The organism is Variovorax paradoxus EPS (genome assembly GCF_000184745.1).
In the GTDB taxonomy this organism is placed as follows: domain Bacteria; phylum Pseudomonadota; class Gammaproteobacteria; order Burkholderiales; family Burkholderiaceae_C; genus Variovorax; species Variovorax paradoxus_C.
The window spans coordinates 2,921,405-2,936,785 of sequence record NC_014931.1 but is presented as its reverse complement, the minus strand read 5'-3'; the positions used below and the strand labels follow the sequence as shown (position 1 = coordinate 2,936,785).

Here is a 15,381-nt window from a genome sequence, read left to right as displayed (position 1 = left end):
GAGGAGACCGCATGGCAATGATCAAGATTCAGCTCGGCCCCGACGCTGAGGCAGAAGACATCCCGGGCATGCGCTCGATGCCGAACGAGGGCTATGCGAACTGGATCGATGGCGAGCTGTTCTTTTTCGATCACCACGAAAACCTGCGTGCCGTGCACGGCGAATATCCGATCGCCACGAACTCGACCCAGGTGCGCATGCTCATTGATTACCTGGAAAAGATCGAGGAGCGCATGAGAGAGGCCGAGGCCTAACATGAAGACCGAAGCAAGAACGTGCCCCCTCTGCAAGAGCCCAGCGGTTTTCTACTTCATTGACCACTCAGACAAGCGGTACTACGACTGCTCGACGTGCTCGAGGTTTTCCATGTCAAAGACGGCCGAGACTCGCATCGGGGAAGTCTCGCAGGAAGCGTTGGCGGATCTTTCGCGACAGGCGCAGCGAGCAATCGAAGGAGAAGTGCTCTCCATCACTCGATCTAGCTATGACGAGATGAAACGCGGCATCGCCGTCATAGGCAAACTGCTGCCTAAGACAAGCCTTCCCTTGTAGCGTGCTGCTCTACGACCCGGCGTCGGCTTTAGGCGCCCGAATGTCGTACCCCTTCATCTCGACCGGCATGCGGGCGTCACGCTTCAACGATTGACGGCTCGCGAGCCGGACGCTCTTGGTGATCCTGGTGCGGATGGCGCCCAGGGTGAACCGGTCATGGCCGCGGCCGTTGACGAGGTTAAGTAGGTAGGCGCCCGGGCTCGAGTGCGTCCAGCCAGGCAGCCACGTCCCTGACGCGCCATCGACTACAACGCGGTCCGAGCCTGACAGGTTCCGGAAATGCTCCAACGGCGATCTTTGCGTAGAGGGTGCTCCGACTAAGGCCGGTGAGCGCCGTCACGGACGAGCACCGCAGGAGCGCTGCTGGATGGCCTGCTAGCTCGCCTGCCTCACCGGGTTTTTGATGAATGGTCACCTTGCAAGCTCCTTCGATGTGCTGGAGTCTGGCAACGCCTCACCTCTTGATCAACCGCGATTAAGTGCGGGCTTTTTTGCGGGCAAGCTCCCCCGCCAGCCCCGAGTCGAGGACATGCTTCCGATAGACAAGCCCGGCGTGCTCGAGCACCTGGACAAAAGCCGCTTCGAGTGCGGCCCGCGGCTGCTCGGCATACTCGACGATGACGCTGATGGCAAGCTCGCGCGCCTCCTCCATCAGTTCCTTTTCTGCCTTCCAACCTCGGACGGTCCCTTCGCTTCGCAAGCCACATGCCAGGCGAACATCCTTCATGGGACTGGATGTCTTCACCACTCCCATTTCTACGCCGTGCAGATACACGAGAGCGTTCAGCTTGACGCGCCGCTGAAGGAAGTTCTCCTTGGGTCGGTGAGCTTCAGTGCGCTGCGGCCGGCTGAGCAACATCGCAAACGTCCCGCCGGAGAAGTGCTGCTGCATCTCGCGATGCAGTTCCCGGGCTAGCTCTTGATCAATGCACACGGGCTCGCACGCGCTGCCGGCCTCATTCAAGAAGTCCAACAAGGCCGTGCGAAGAGCGTCAACCCGGCCGTCCCTGAGCCGCGCTGGTGCGGCTTTCGGCATCGCATGGAGCTCATTGGAGGCCATCAGATAACGGTACGCCGCGATGTCGGCCCGTCGCTGCGCCGTGCACTCTTCCAGCCCAAATCCGGACCGGCCTTCATCGACTGACTTATCGGACGATGCAGTCTCATCAACTGAATTTTCTTTATGCATGCTCTACCGCGCCTTCAGGCCCAAAGAATATGCCGCGCATCGGCATCGGTCACCTGGGTACCGGTTCGCTCGCGATCTCGTTCTCGGATCGGCATCTCGCGTGAGCGCGCCGGAGCGGCTCTGGCCCCTTCGCCAACCCGCTGGCCGTGGGTTCGCTGACACCCCAGCTATTCATCACCATCGAAATGTCGTAGCGCTCATGCCATCGCTGGCCAATGGCCCGATCGATGCAGATCTGCGCCCGCAGGTAGCGCGAGAACATGATCTGTTGCTTGTCGGCAGCGCTCGCGGCGACGGCCACAAGGACGAGGGCAACTATTGGCAGTCGAAGTGTCATCCAGTCAGCTTACCGCCGACCGATCGCCGACCAGTTCATTCGACACGAGACACGCAGAGTCAGTCGGACGGCCGGCGCAATGAAGTCAGTTGGCAGTACGTTCGATCACTTGCAGCTACGCAGCCTTGAACGGCAAGATCTTCGCGCCAGCGCGGAACTGGTCGAGACGATCGGCCCAAGTCTGCATCATCGCGACGCGCTGCTTGAGGTACTTCGAATGGTCGTAGGCCGAGGCGACTCGGTTGCGCTTCAGGTGCGACATCTGCGCCTCGATGTGCGCCTCCTCGAACCCCATCTCGTGCAATTCGGTCGAGGCCACACCGCGGAAGCCGTGGCCGGTCATTCGACCCGCGTAGCCCATCCGCTTCAGCGCGCCCAGGATGGTATTGTTGCTGATCGACTTCTCATGATCTCTCTCACCAGGAAAGAGCAGCGCACTGTCCCCGGTCACCAGTTGGAGCGTGCGCAGCACCTCGACAGCCTGCGTCGACAGCGGGACGATGTGCAGCGTCTTCATCTTCATACGCTCTGGAGGGATGCGCCACACAGCGGCATCGAGGTCGAACTCGGGCCAACGCGCGCCGATGAGCTCACCCGTGCGCACAAAGGTATAGGCCATCAGCTTCATCGCCAGCCGCGTAGCAGGCGTCCCTGAGTAGGCTTCGATCTTGCGAAGTAGGTCTGGCAGCTCACTCGATTCGACGCGCGCGAAGTGGTTCGTCTTTCGCGGCGGCAACACGTCGCCAGGTTTGATGTCCGCAGCCGGGTTTCGCTCGGAAATGCCATGCGCCACGGCATAACGAAAGACCTGCCCACTGATCTCCAGGCACCGCTTCGCCATGTCAGGTGCGCCGCGGCCGGCTATCTTCTTGATCATGGCCACGAGCTCCGAAGGTTTGACCTCGGAGATCGGTCGCGCACCGATAGCAGGGAAGACATCGTTCTCAAGGCGGCCCCACACAATGCGAGCATGCCGCTCGGCCTTGTTCGGCTTCCACTGGTCGTGCCACTGTTGTGCAATGGCCTTGAATGAGTGCTCCCTAGCCATCACCCCTGCGATCTTGTCCAGCTTCCGCTGCGCCATTGGATCAGCGCCCGCGGCCTTCTGCTTGCGCGCCGCCTGGTGTGCTTCGCGTGCGTCAGCGATCGACACCTCGGGGTAGCTCCCGAAGGCCATCGTCTTCTGCTTGCCATCATGGCGGTAGTTCCAGCGCCACAGTTTGCCGCCTGCAGGCGTCACCTGCAGATATAGGCCCGCCCCGTCCGTGAGGTTGTATGAGCGAACCTCAGGCTTTGCCTTGCGTGCTGCCATATCCGTCAATGCCATCGATCGCCTCCGGCGTCGTCGATACCATCAGCCACAGCGGCCAATACCAGCGCATGTACCAACAAACTCGCCGGCTTCAAGCATACACAAGCGGCCGTCGGCGGACACAAAAAAGCCCTAAGTGATTGATTCACTTAGGGCTGATGTATGTCCTCGGCTTCATGCGGAGGTAGTTCTGGTAGGACGTACTGGATTCGAACCAGTGACCAACGGATTAAAAGTCCGCTGCTCTACCAACTGAGCTAACGTCCCGGAACCATTTTTTGCTTCTTGCCGATGTTGAATCCGGCAAAGCCAAAGATTATAGCGTGGCGTTGCTCGCGATTTTGTCGAGAACCCAACCTGCCGCACATTGCCCGAAGGTGGCCGTGACGCTCACCACTGAACCATAGCCATGGCAATTGAGCGAACCGTCGCCTTCTTCGATCGCGCAGGACGCATCGGGCGGCGCAACGCTCTCGCGGCTGAAGACGCAGGTCACGCCGATCTTCTTGCCTTCGCGCGGCGCGCCATGTTCTTTGCGCAGGCGCTGGCGAAGCTGGGTGAGCAGCGGATCGTGCGTGACGAGCGAAAGATCGTCGATGTCGACCTTGTGCGCTTGCCGCTTGCCGCCCGCAGCGCCCACTGTGATGAATGCGGCATCACGCGATGCGCGTGCCCATGCGGCCATGGTCAGCTTGGCCTTCACCTGGTCGCAGGCGTCGATGACGGCAGTGGCCGGGCCATTCGCGGCCTGTGCGGCATCGAGCAAAGCCGTCCAGTTGCCGGGTTCGACAAACTCGTCGAGCGCGAGCACCTTGCAGTCGGGATTGATCTGCGCGATGCGGTCGCGCATGGCTTCGACCTTCGCCTGCCCCACGGTCGCTTCGAGCGCGTGGATCTGCCGGTTGATGTTCGACTCCGACACATGATCGAGATCGACCAGCGTCAGCCGCCCCACCCCGCTGCGAGCCAACGCCTCCACCGCCCACGAGCCCACGCCGCCGATGCCGGCGACGAGCACATGCGCGTTGCGGATGCGCGCGGCACCGGCCACGCCGTAGAGCCGCTCGAGGCCGCCGAAGCGGCGCGCAAAGTCAGGCGCCGCGGTGTCGGTGACGACATCCGCGGCGACCGGTGTGAACGCTGCAGGAAGGGTTGCGCTCAAGCGGACTGCTCCGCTGACATCAGCGCAGGCGCGAGAGACGCTCGCGGCCCGCCTGTGCGGCTTCGGACTGCGGATAGGCCTTGGCCAGGTCTTCCAGCGTGCGGCGTGCCGAGCGCGTGTCCTTCAGCTCGATCTGGCAGTTCGCGATCGACAGCACGGCCTCGGGGGCCTTGGCATGGTCGGGCGCGAGCGAGAGCATCGAGCGGAAGTTCGCGATGGCCTCGTTGTAGTTGCGAGTGGCGTACTGCGCATTGCCGAGCCAGAACAGGGCCGAGGCGTTGTAGCCGCTTTGCGGATAGCGCTTGACGAATTCGGCGAAGGCCGTTTGCGACTGCGCGAACTGGCCGGCACGGAAGATGCCGAGCGCAGCTTCGAAGTCGGCCTTTTCCTTGGGATCGGCGTTGAACTCGCGGCCGTCGACCGTCACCTTGGACGGCTCGTTCTGCCTGAGCTTGTCGTCGATGGTGGTCTGGCGCGACTGCATTTCGCTCAGCGTGCGCGTGAGCTGCTCGTTCTGTCCGGTCATGCGCGCCAGATCGCCACGCATCTGCTCGATCTGGTTCTGCAGGTCGAGCAGGCTGCGGCGCAACTGGCCGTTTTCGTCCGTCAGCCGCTGGTCGGTTTGCTGGCGCATGGCCTCGACGCGCTGGCGCAGGTCGAGGATGGCCTTGCGGGCTTCGTCATCCTCGAACAACGCGGCCTGTGAGCCCATCGAGACGCAAAGCAGGGCGGCAGCCAGCGCCGCGCCCCGCAACAGAGCGCGTGGCATCACCGGGTGTAGCGGATTTCAGCGCGGCGGTTCTGTGCCCACGCCTCTTCGCCACCACCCTGGACGGCCGGCTTTTCCTTGCCGAAGCTCACGGCTTCGATCTGGCTGTCGTTCACGCCCAGCAGGGTCAGTGCACGGCGAACGGCTTCGGCGCGCTTCTGGCCGAGGGCCAGGTTGTACTCACGGCCACCGCGCTCATCGGTATGGCCTTCGATCGAGATGCGACGCTGCGGTGCGCTCTTCAGGAAGCGGGCGTGGCCGTCGACGATCGACTGGAACTCGGGCTTGACCGTGTAGCTGTCGTAGTCGAAGTACACGATGCGAGCCACGCCGACCGGGCCTTGTGCCGTGGCTGCGCTCTGGTCAGCGTTGACCGGGGTCACCGTGCTGGCGCCGCCGCCTTGCTGGCCCGCGGTGCCGCGGCCGTCGGTGACGGGCGTCTCGTTGAGCTTCGTGCCCGACGAGCAACCGGCGATGAGAGCCACGATGGCCAGCGAATAAATTGTGCGTTTCAACATTACGAACTCCTCAAAATAAACCTAATCATTGCTTTTGAAACGGACCCCAGTCCGGTTCCCTGATGTCTCCCGCCTGTCCCGCCAGTCGTGCCTTTATTTTTCCGTCGAGCGTGGTCGTCATCAGCGCTTCACGGCCTTGCAAGTGCGTTGCGTAGACGATCAGCTTGCTATTGGGGGCAAAACTCGGGCTCTCGTCGGCGTTGGTGTCGGTGATGGACGCCACATTACCCGTCGCCAACTCCATCACCTGGAGTTTGAAGGCACCGCCAATGCGCGAGATGTAGGCCAACCACCGGCCATCGCCGCTGACGGACGGAGAAATGTTGTAGGTGCCGCTGAACGTGACGCGGGTCGGGTTGCCGCCGCTGGCACCCATCTTGTAGATCTGGGGAGCACCGCCGCGGTCGCTCACGAAATAGATCGTGCTGCCGTCGGCCGAGTACACCGGCTCGGTGTCGATGCTCGCGCTCTGGGTCAGCCGGCGCGGCTCGCCGCCGCTGGCCGGGATCGTGTAGAGCTGCGAGCCACCGTCGCGGCTGAGGGTGACGGCGAGCGAGTTGCCGTCCGGTGCCCATGCAGGCGCGCTGTTGGAACCCTTGAAGTTCGCCAGCAGTCGGCGCTGGCCGCTGGCCACGTTGTGCACGTAGACCACGGGCTTGCGCGATTCGAAGGACACGTACGCCAGTTGCTGGCCGTTGGACGACCAGCACGGCGAGATGATCGGCTCGGGGCTCGCGAGTGCGGCCTGCGCGTTCTCGCCGTCGGCGTCGGCCACCCACAGCGAATAGCGGCTGCCGCCCTTGGTGACGTACGCGATGCGGGTCGAGAAGATGCCCTTCTCGCCGGTCAGCTTTTCATAGACGAAGTCGGCGATGCGGTGCGAGGCGAGGCGCAGGTCGCCTTGCGGAACGGTGTAGCTCTGGCCGCCGAGGTCCTGGCCCTTCACCACGTCCCACAGGCGGAACTTCACATCGAAGCGGCCGTCTGCGAGTCGGGTGACGCTGCCAACGACGAGCGAGTCGGCCGTGCGTTGGCGCCACAGCGAGAGGTCGGGACGCGAGGCCTCGTCCAGCGCCTGGCCCGAGGCATCGACGCCGCGGAACTGGCCGCTGCGTTCCAGGTCGGCCTGGACGATGTCGGAGATCTTCTGCGGCGATGAATCCTGGCCCTTGAAAGGGACCAACGCGATTGGCAATTGCGTCAACCCGACGCCCGACACTTCGACCCGGAACTGGGCGAGCGCTGGAAGCATGGGGGTGGCAGCAAGGGCCGCAATGAGACTGCGGCGTGCAAATAGCGATGAAGAAGGAGTTGGGGTAGGAGCTGACAACGGCTTGTTCATGCGGTTCGGAGAGGTTTTCGGACAAAAAGTTTCGGCCCGACGCAAGGGGCCACATGTTACACACTGGCCCGGTGCTCCCGTCACAAAACGTTTATCCATCGGTTCGGTCCTACACGACTCTGGCAAAAAGCGAGCCTCGGGACGACCCGTAGAATCCGCCGCCATGCAAGCATCCCCTGGCAGCGAGACCCCGCGCCCTCCCCTGATGCGCCGTCTGGCGCGTCTCATGACCTGGTTCGGCAGCTCGCGCAAATGGTGGGCCGTGGGCCTCTGCGGGGCCATGCTGGCGGCCATCACCGAGCCGCTGATGGCCGCGCTTCTGAAGCCGCTGCTCGACCGCGGCTTCACCCGCGGGGAGATGCCGCTGTGGTTCGTGCCCGCCGCCGTGCTGCTGCTGTTCGCCGTGCGCGGCATCGCGCAATTCATCTCTCAATATGCTTTGTCGCGTATCGCCAATGAAGGCATGCAGAAGCTGCGCCGGGTGCTGTTCGAACGCCTGCTCGGCGCCGAGCTCGCTCTCTTCACGCGCCAGTCGGCGAGTGCGCTGTCGAACACGGTGGTGTACGAGGTGCAGACCGGCGCGATGCTGCTGGTGCAGGCGCTGCTTGGGCTTTCACGCGATGGCTTCACGCTCATCGCGCTTCTGGGCTACCTGGTCTATCTGAACTGGAAGCTGACGCTGATCGTCGCGTTTCTCGTGCCCAGCATCTCCTGGATCATGAAGGTGTTCTCCAAGCGCCTCTACAAGCTCACACAACAGGGCCAGCAGGCTACCGACGAGCTGGCCTACGTGGTCGAGGAGAACGTGCTCGCCCATCGCGTCGTGCGACTGCATGGCGCCGAGCAGGCCCAGGAGCGCCGCTTCGAACAACTGAGCCAACGGCTCAACCGCCTGGCCGTGAAGTCCACCATCGCCCAGGCCGCGACCACGCCACTCACGCAGATGATGGCTTCGCTCGCGCTGTCGATCGTCGTGATGATCGCCCTCTGGCAAAGCGGCAAGCAGGGCTTCACCGTCGGTGGATTCGTCGCCTACATCACCGCCATGCTCATGCTGATCGCGCCGATCCGGCGCCTCGCCGAAGTGGCCGGGCCGATCACGCGCGGGCTTGCTGCGCTGGAACGCGGCCTGATCCTGGTCGATGAGGTCGCGCCCGAATCGCAAGGCAGCTTCGAGATGGCGCACGCCGATGGCCACATCGAGCTGCGCAACGTGCAGGTCAGCTACCGCGGCGACGATGAACAGCGCGCGCTCGACGGCGTGAGCCTGACCATCCAGCCTGGCCAGGTGGTGGCTTTCGTCGGCCCTTCAGGCTCTGGCAAGACCACGCTGGTCAACCTGCTGCCGCGCTTCGTGCAGCCCAGCGGCGGGCAGGTGCTGCTCGATGGTCACGACACCAGTGAGTGGAAATTGAAGAGCCTGCGCGCGCAGTTCGCGATGGTGAGCCAGGACGTGGTCATGCTCAACGACACGCTGGCGGCCAATGTGGCACTGGGCTCGGAGATCGACCGCGAACGCGTCAACGAATGCCTGGTCGCCGCCAACCTGAGCGCCCACGTCGAGAACCTGCCGCAGGGCATGGACACGGTGCTGGGCCACAACGCCACGCAGCTCTCCGGCGGCCAACGCCAGCGTCTCGCGATCGCGCGCGCTCTCTACAAGAACGCGCCGGTACTGCTGCTCGACGAAGCCACCTCGGCGCTCGACACCGAATCGGAACGGCTGGTGCAGGATGCCCTGCATCGCCTGATGCAGAACCGCACCACGCTGATCGTGGCGCATCGGCTCTCGACCATCCAGCATGCGGACCGCATCATCGTGATGGAGCAAGGCCGCATTGCCGAGCAAGGCAGCCACGCGCAGTTGATGGCGCTCGACGGGCTCTATGCACGCCTGCAGACGTTGGCCGTGCGCAGTGCGACGCCGGGGCAAGACCCGACGCTCTGAGCCGCTCGCTCAGAGCAACACGATGTCGTACTGGCCCTGCCCGATGGCGGGCTCGGACTGCAGCGAAATCGGCTTGCCGATGAAGTCGCTCAGTCCCGCGAGATGCTGGCTTTCCTCATCGAGGAACAGTTCGATCACCTGCGGCGACGACACGATGCGGAACTCGCGTGGCGTGAATTGCCGCGCCTCACGCAGGATCTCGCGCATCACGTCGTAAGCCACGCTGCGCGCAGTTTTCACGATGCCTTGCCCGCCGCAGGCCGCGCATGGTTCGCACAGCATGTGGGCCAGCGATTCGCGCGTGCGCTTGCGTGTCATCTCGACCAGCCCAAGCTGCGAGAAGCCGCCCGCCGTGGTCTTGACCCGGTCCCGCGCCAATTGCTTGCGAAACTCCGCCAGCACCTGCTCACGATGGTCGTCGCGCCCCATGTCGATGAAGTCGACGATGATGATTCCGCCCAGGTTGCGCAGCCGCAGTTGCCGCGCAATCGCCTGCGCCGCCTCGAGGTTCGTCTTGAAGATCGTGTCGTCGAAATTGCGCGCACCGACGAAGCCGCCGGTATTCACGTCCACCGTGGTCAGCGCCTCGGTCTGGTCGACCACGAGGTAGCCGCCCGACTTGAGCTCGACGCGCCGGCCCAGTGCCTTGGCGATTTCCTCGTCCACCGAATACAGGTCGAAGATCGGCCGTTCGCCCTTGTAGTGCTGCAGCTTGCCCGCGGCTTGCGGCATGAATTCGAGGCCGAACTTGAGCAGCACCTCGAACTGCTCGCGCGAGTCGATGCGGATGGTCTGCGTGTCTTCGCTGGTCATGTCGCGCAGCACGCGCTGCAAGAGGCTCAGGTCCTGGTGCAGCAGCGACATCGCGGGCAGCTTGCTCGATGCATCGCGGATGCGCGACCAGGTCTTGCGCAGGTAGCCGATGTCTTCGGCCAGCTCGGCATCGGACGAATCCTCGCCGTTGGTACGCAGGATGAAGCCACCGGTATTGGACGGCACCACGCCGCCGCTGTCGGCCGCAGCAGCCGCCTCGATCAGCGTCAGCATGCGCGTGCGCAGCGATTCGCGCTGCTCCGACGGAATCTTCTGTGAGACACCGATGTGGTTGTCCTGCGGCAGGAACACCAGCAGCCGCCCGGCAATGCTGATCTGCGTCGACAGCCGTGCGCCCTTGGTGCCGATCGGGTCCTTGATCACCTGCACCAGCAGCGACTGCCCTTCGAACACCTGCTTCTCGATCGGCACCATCGGGCCGCCGTTGCGGTGGTCACGCTCAGGCGTCGGCGCGCTCGGCCGCGAGCCCGGCGTGAACGGCGCGACGATGTCGGCCACGTGAAGGAAGGCCGTGCGCTCCAGGCCGATGTCGATGAACGCCGACTGCATGCCCGGCAGCACGCGCGAGACCTTGCCCAGGTAGATGTTGCCGACCAGCCCACGCTCCAGCGTGCGTTCGACGTGCAGTTCTTGCACAGCGCCGTGCTCGACCAGTGCCACACGGGTCTCTTGAGGGGACCAGTTGATCAGGATGTCTTGCATGGAATTCTTAAGTTTTGAAACCGGCACTGCGAAGCAGCTGCGCGGTCTCGAACATCGGGAGTCCCATGATGCCCGAATAGGACCCGCTGATGTGCTCGATGAAGGCCGCCGCTGCGCCCTGGATCGCATAGGCGCCGGCCTTGCCGAGCGGCTCGCCGCTGGCTGCATAGCCAGCGATCTGCTTCTTCGTGATCGCGGCGAAGCGCACGCGCGACACGCTCAGCGCCGCATGACGGCGGCGGCCGTGCTGCAGCGCGACGGCGGTCAGCACGCGGTGGGTGCTGCCGGACAGGAGCGCCAGCATGCGCTCGGCATCGCGCGCGTCGTCGGGCTTGCCGAGGATGGTGCGGCCCAGCGCGACTGTGGTGTCGGCACAGAGCACGGGTGCGTCGGGCAGGCCGAGGCGCTTGCGTCGCGCGACGGCGGCATCGAGCTTGAGGGCGGTGACACGCTGCACATACGCCGTCGGCGACTCGTTGGGCAACACGACTTCGAGCGACTCGGCATCTTCGTCGGGCGTGGCCAACAGCAGTTCATGGCGAACCCCGAGTTGGCCGAGCAATTGAGCGCGGCGCGGGCTTTGCGACGCAAGGTAAATGAAGTCGGGCAAGTTCAAGGCTCCGTGAGGTTCCAGACCATTTCATGCGGCAGCAGCGCGGGCACAGGTTCGCAGTTCGCCTCATCGAGCAAGGCGGCCGGCCCGGTCATTCCCGGTGGTACGGATGGCCCGCGTTGACCGACCACGCCCGGTACAGCTGCTCGACCAGCAGCACCCGCGCCATCGCATGCGGCAGGGTCAGGTCCGAGAGACGGATGCGTTCGTGCGCCGCGGCCTTGAAGGCGGGGTCGAGGCCATCGGGCCCGCCGATCACGAGGGCCACGTCATCGCCCTCGATCTGCCAAGCCTGCAGGCGCGCGGCGAGTGCCTTGGTGGTGAGTGCGGTGCCGCGCTCGTCGAGCGCCACGATGCGCATGCCGCGGGCAATGGCGCCCTCGATGCGTTCGCGTTCGGCGGCGTAGAGCGTCTCCAATGACTTGGAGCCGCGGGGTTCGGTCTTGACGGCGCGCAGCTCGAGTTTGAGCTCGGGCGGGAAGCGCTTGGCGTAATCGTCCCAGGCAGTCTGCGCCCAGTCGGGCATGCGCTGCCCGACGGCGACCACCAAGAGCTTCATGCGCGGCGGGCTGGCGCCTTCTTGGCAGGCGCCTTCTTTGCCGCTGGCTTGGCTGTGGTCTTCTTGGCGGCGGGCTTGCCGATCACCTTGACCGGCGTGCGCGCTGTGGTCGAGGTCTTCTTGGCGGGTGCCTTCTTCGCAGCCGTTTTTCTTGCCGGCGAGCGGCGGGCTTTCTCTTCCCTGGCTTCCTGCTCGGCTGCCTTGACCGCCGTCTTGGCGGCGCTCGAGCGGCGCAGCGAAGGTTCTTTGGCGGCGGGCTTTTTCTTCTTCTCGCCCGCTTCTTCCGTGCTCGACGAGGTACTGGCGGCAGGCTTGGCACCGCCCAGCTTGGCGCGCACCGGCTTGTCGCCCCAGATCTCTTCGAGGTGGTAGTACTGTCGAATTGCGGGCTGCATGATGTGCGCGACGGCCGCGCCGCAGTCCACGATGATCCACTCGCCGTTGTCTTCGCCCTCGATGCGCGGCTTGCCGAATCCGGCCTCGCGGACCGCATCGCGCACGCTGGCGGCGAGCGCCTTGGTTTGGCGATTCGAAGTGCCCGACGCGACGATCACGCGCTCGAACAGCGGCGACAAGTGCTCTGTGTCGAATACCTGGATGTCCTGCGCCTTGACGTCTTCGAGTCCATCGATGATGGCTCGCTGGAGTTTCTGGGTGTCTTTCTTGGCGGCGGCTTCAGTGGTCATCAGGCAGAGCGGTAGAGGTGGTGTTGGTCAATATAGCGTGCAACCGTGGGCGGAACCAGCGAGGAAATGTCCACGCCCAGTGCAGCGCGCCGCCGAATCTCGGTGGCGCTGGTGTCCATGGCAGGCAGTTCTAGCGCCTCGAAACGCGCGCCAGCCGGGAGGTTGGGCAGCATGTTCGGATCAAAACGGGCAATGCCGCCCGTCGATAGTGCGCGATACGCTACAGAAACGATAGCAATGCCGAGTATAGCCTGCCAGCCGTGCCAGCTCGGCAACGCGCTCGCCTGGTCGGCGCCCATGATCAAAACCAGTTGAGCGCCGGGCTGCTCTTTCTGCAACTCGTGCAGGGTGTCCAGCGTGTAGGTGGGGCCGTCGCGCAACACTTCGCGGCTGTCGATGACGACCTTGCCGCCCTTCAAATCGGCGAAGGCCAGCCGCGTCATCGCTAGGCGGTCTTCTTTCGGCGTGAGCGTGCGGCTCTTATGCCATGCCTGCCCTGTCGGGATGACGTGCAACTCGGCCAGGTCCAGCTGCGCCAATGCGGCTTTGGCCAAGGCGACGTGGGCGTTGTGCGGCGGATCGAAAGCGCCGCCGAAGACGCCGATGCGCGGAGCCTTGCCGGAAGAGTTCACAGCCAGTCGCGCCGCGGAAGAAAGTCGCTGTACAGCGCGGCTTCGGGGCTGCCGGGTTCCGGCTGCTGACGGTAAGCCCAGCTTGCGAGCGGCGGCATCGAGAGCAGGATCGATTCGGTGCGCCCGCCCGACTGAAGCCCGAAGTGCGTGCCGCGGTCCCACACGAGGTTGAACTCGACATACCGACCGCGTCGGTAAAGCTGGAATTCGCGCTCGCGTTCGTCGTAGTGCGTGTGGCGACGGCGCTCGACCAGCGGCAGGTACGCCGGCAGGAGCGCATCGCCGACCGAACGGATCAGCGCAAAGCCATTCTCGAAACCGCCTTCGGCGAAGTCGTCGAAGAAGATGCCACCGATGCCGCGCTGCTCATTGCGGTGCTTCAGGAAAAAATACTCGTCGCACCAGGTCTTGAAGCGCGGGTACTTGTCGTCGCCGAAGGGCGCGAGCGCATCGCGGCACACGGTGTGAAAGTGCACCGCGTCTTCCTCGAAGCCGTAGCAAGGCGTCAGGTCCATGCCGCCGCCGAACCAGCAGACCGGCTCGCCGCCCTCGGGCAGCGCGGCCAGCATGCGCACGTTCATGTGGACGATCGGCACGTACGGATTGCGCGGATGGAACACCAGCGACACGCCCATCGCCTCGAATGGCGCGCCGGCCAATTCAGGCCGGTTCTGCGTGGCCGAAGGCGGCAGCTTGGGCCCGCGCACCTGAGAGAAACCGCAGCCCGCGCGCTCGAACAGAGCCCCGCCTTCGAGGATGCAAGTCAGGCCATTGCCCTGCAGTTGCTCGCCCGGCGCCTTGTGCCAGGCATCGTGCAGGCAGGTGCCGCCATCGGCCTTCTCGACCGCCGCGATGATCGACTGCTGCAGTCCGCGCAGGTAGCTGCCGACTGCCGCGGGGTTCGTCTGCTGCATCAGGCTTGAGGGGCGTTGCGCGCATGCAATGCGCGGAATCCGATGTCCTTGCGGTATTGCGCGCCGTCGAAACGCACGCGCGCCGCGACCTCGTAGACCCGCTGCTGCGCGAGCTTCACGCTGTCGGCCAGCACGGTCACGCAGAGCACGCGGCCGCCGCTGGTCTTGAGTTCGCCGTCCTGCATGGTTGTTCCGGCATGGAACACCACGGCGTCGGGCGCTTCAGGCGGAATGCCCGTGATGCGGTCGCCCTTGCGCGGCGAGAGCGGATAGCCATGTGCCGCCATCACCACGCCGAGCGCGACGCGACGGTCCCACTGCAGCTCGACCTGGTCCAGCGTGCCATCGGTGGCGTGCCAGAACACCTCGAACAGGTCCGACTTGAGCCGCATCATGATCGGCTGCGTCTCGGGGTCGCCCATGCGGCAATTGAATTCGAGCGTCTTCGGATGGCCGGACGCGTCGATCATCAGGCCGGCATAGAGGAAGCCGGTGTACGGAATGCCGTCCTTTTCCATGCCGCGGATGGTCGGCAGGATGATTTCGCGCATCGCACGCGCATGCACCTCGGCCGTGACTACCGGTGCGGGCGAATACGCGCCCATGCCGCCGGTGTTGGGGCCTTCGTCGCCGTCGAGCAGGCGCTTGTGGTCCTGGCTGGTGGCGAGCGCGGTGACGTTCTTGCCGTCGCACAGCACGATGAAGCTGGCTTCTTCGCCCTGAAGGAATTCCTCGATGACCACGCGCGCGCCGCCGTCGTTGTGCGACACGCCGAACTTGTTGTCGACCAGCATGAAGTCGACGGCTTCGTGTGCTTCTTCCACGGTCATGGCCACGACCACGCCCTTGCCGGCGGCCAGGCCATCGGCCTTGACGACGATCGGCGCACCCTTGGCGTCGATGTAGGCATGGGCTGCTGCCGCGTCGGTGAAGGCTTCGTATTCGGCCGTCGGGATCTTGTGGCGCTTCATGAACGCCTTGGAGAACGCCTTGGAACTCTCCAGTTGCGCGGCCGCCTGCGTCGGGCCGAAGATGCGCAGGCCGTGCGCGCGGAACTCGTCGACCACGCCCGCAGCCAGCGGCGCCTCGGGGCCGACCACGGTCAGCGAAATCTTTTCCTTGATGGCCCACTCGCGCAGCGCGGCGGGTTCGGTGATGTCGATGCAGTCGTAGCGCTCGTCGCTCACGGTGCCGCCGTTGCCCGGCGCCACGTATACGCGGCTGACACGGGCCGCCTGTGCCAGTCGCCATGCCAAGGCGTGTTCACGGCCCCCTCCTCCAATAACCAGTACCTTCATTCGTGGGCCTTCTT

General features: G+C 64.5%; 16 protein-coding genes and 1 tRNA gene. 2 read left to right on the top strand and 15 right to left on the bottom strand.

What is annotated here, in order from left to right; genetic code table 11:
• The first annotated feature begins 11 nt into the window (after window positions 1-11).
• Complete coding sequence (locus VARPA_RS13655; RefSeq protein ID WP_013541153.1) at window positions 12-254, top strand: hypothetical protein; 243 nt, start codon at window positions 12-14, stop codon at window positions 252-254.
• 476 nt (window positions 255-730) lie between these two features.
• On the opposite strand, the gene VARPA_RS30590 is transcribed toward VARPA_RS13655, so the two are convergent.
• The 8 genes from VARPA_RS30590 to tolB all read right to left on the bottom strand — a co-directional run bounded on the left by VARPA_RS30590 (window position 731) and on the right by tolB (window position 7,091).
• Window positions 731-967, bottom strand: a complete 237-nt coding sequence (locus tag VARPA_RS30590) for a helix-turn-helix transcriptional regulator (protein ID WP_013541151.1) — start codon at window positions 965-967, stop codon at window positions 731-733.
• A gap of 60 nt (window positions 968-1,027) precedes the next feature.
• Window positions 1,028-1,741, bottom strand: a complete 714-nt coding sequence (locus VARPA_RS13640) for a hypothetical protein (protein WP_013541150.1) — start codon at window positions 1,739-1,741, stop codon at window positions 1,028-1,030.
• A 452-nt stretch (window positions 1,742-2,193) separates the two neighbouring features.
• Window positions 2,194-3,405 carry a tyrosine-type recombinase/integrase gene (locus tag VARPA_RS13630; protein ID WP_013541149.1) on the bottom strand — a complete coding sequence of 404 codons (1,212 nt, stop codon included), beginning with the start codon at window positions 3,403-3,405 and terminating at the stop codon, window positions 2,194-2,196.
• A 176-nt stretch (window positions 3,406-3,581) separates the two neighbouring features.
• Window positions 3,582-3,657: transfer RNA gene (locus VARPA_RS13625), tRNA-Lys, on the bottom strand.
• A 49-nt stretch (window positions 3,658-3,706) separates the two neighbouring features.
• A complete protein-coding gene (locus VARPA_RS13620) occupies window positions 3,707-4,552 on the bottom strand; it encodes a ThiF family adenylyltransferase (protein ID WP_013541147.1) in 846 nt (281 codons plus the stop codon).
• A gap of 19 nt (window positions 4,553-4,571) precedes the next feature.
• Window positions 4,572-5,321 carry a tol-pal system protein YbgF gene (ybgF, locus tag VARPA_RS13615; RefSeq protein WP_013541146.1) on the bottom strand — a complete coding sequence of 250 codons (750 nt, stop codon included), beginning with the start codon at window positions 5,319-5,321 and terminating at the stop codon, window positions 4,572-4,574.
• Entirely contained in the window at window positions 5,321-5,839 is a 519-nt protein-coding gene (pal, locus tag VARPA_RS13610; protein ID WP_013541145.1) for a peptidoglycan-associated lipoprotein Pal, read from the bottom strand. Before pal ends, ybgF begins: the two co-directional genes overlap by 1 nt.
• A gap of 25 nt (window positions 5,840-5,864) precedes the next feature.
• Window positions 5,865-7,091: a Tol-Pal system beta propeller repeat protein TolB gene (gene tolB, locus VARPA_RS13605; RefSeq protein WP_013541144.1), complete on the bottom strand. Its 1,227-nt coding sequence runs from the start codon at window positions 7,089-7,091 to the stop codon at window positions 5,865-5,867.
• A gap of 253 nt (window positions 7,092-7,344) precedes the next feature.
• Here tolB and msbA point away from each other — a divergent pair, with 253 nt between their 5' ends.
• Complete coding sequence (gene msbA / locus VARPA_RS13600; RefSeq protein ID WP_013541143.1) at window positions 7,345-9,129, top strand: lipid A export permease/ATP-binding protein MsbA; 1,785 nt, start codon at window positions 7,345-7,347, stop codon at window positions 9,127-9,129.
• 9 nt (window positions 9,130-9,138) lie between these two features.
• Here the strand turns inward: msbA and rng are convergent, their stop codons facing one another.
• From rng to purD, 7 genes are all read right to left on the bottom strand, one after another.
• The gene (rng, locus tag VARPA_RS13595; RefSeq protein WP_013541142.1) at window positions 9,139-10,665 is read right to left on the bottom strand and encodes a ribonuclease G; all 1,527 of its coding nucleotides are present in this window, start codon (window positions 10,663-10,665) and stop codon (window positions 9,139-9,141) included.
• A gap of 7 nt (window positions 10,666-10,672) precedes the next feature.
• The gene (locus tag VARPA_RS13590) at window positions 10,673-11,275 is read right to left on the bottom strand and encodes a Maf family protein (protein WP_013541141.1); all 603 of its coding nucleotides are present in this window, start codon (window positions 11,273-11,275) and stop codon (window positions 10,673-10,675) included.
• Window positions 11,276-11,369: 94 nt separating this feature from the next.
• The gene (gene rlmH / locus VARPA_RS13585) at window positions 11,370-11,837 is read right to left on the bottom strand and encodes a 23S rRNA (pseudouridine(1915)-N(3))-methyltransferase RlmH (RefSeq protein WP_013541139.1); all 468 of its coding nucleotides are present in this window, start codon (window positions 11,835-11,837) and stop codon (window positions 11,370-11,372) included.
• Window positions 11,834-12,523 (bottom strand): ribosome silencing factor, encoded by a 690-nt coding sequence (gene rsfS / locus VARPA_RS13580; protein WP_013541138.1) that lies wholly within the window; start codon window positions 12,521-12,523, stop codon window positions 11,834-11,836. The genes rlmH and rsfS overlap by 4 nt, the downstream gene beginning before the upstream one ends.
• Window positions 12,523-13,155 (bottom strand): nicotinate (nicotinamide) nucleotide adenylyltransferase, encoded by a 633-nt coding sequence (gene nadD / locus VARPA_RS13575; protein ID WP_013541137.1) that lies wholly within the window; start codon window positions 13,153-13,155, stop codon window positions 12,523-12,525. Before nadD ends, rsfS begins: the two co-directional genes overlap by 1 nt.
• Window positions 13,152-14,069 carry an oxygen-dependent coproporphyrinogen oxidase gene (gene hemF, locus VARPA_RS13570; protein WP_013541136.1) on the bottom strand — a complete coding sequence of 306 codons (918 nt, stop codon included), beginning with the start codon at window positions 14,067-14,069 and terminating at the stop codon, window positions 13,152-13,154. Before hemF ends, nadD begins: the two co-directional genes overlap by 4 nt.
• The gene (purD, locus tag VARPA_RS13565) at window positions 14,069-15,367 is read right to left on the bottom strand and encodes a phosphoribosylamine--glycine ligase (RefSeq protein ID WP_013541135.1); all 1,299 of its coding nucleotides are present in this window, start codon (window positions 15,365-15,367) and stop codon (window positions 14,069-14,071) included. Before purD ends, hemF begins: the two co-directional genes overlap by 1 nt.
• Window positions 15,368-15,381 lie beyond the last annotated feature (14 nt).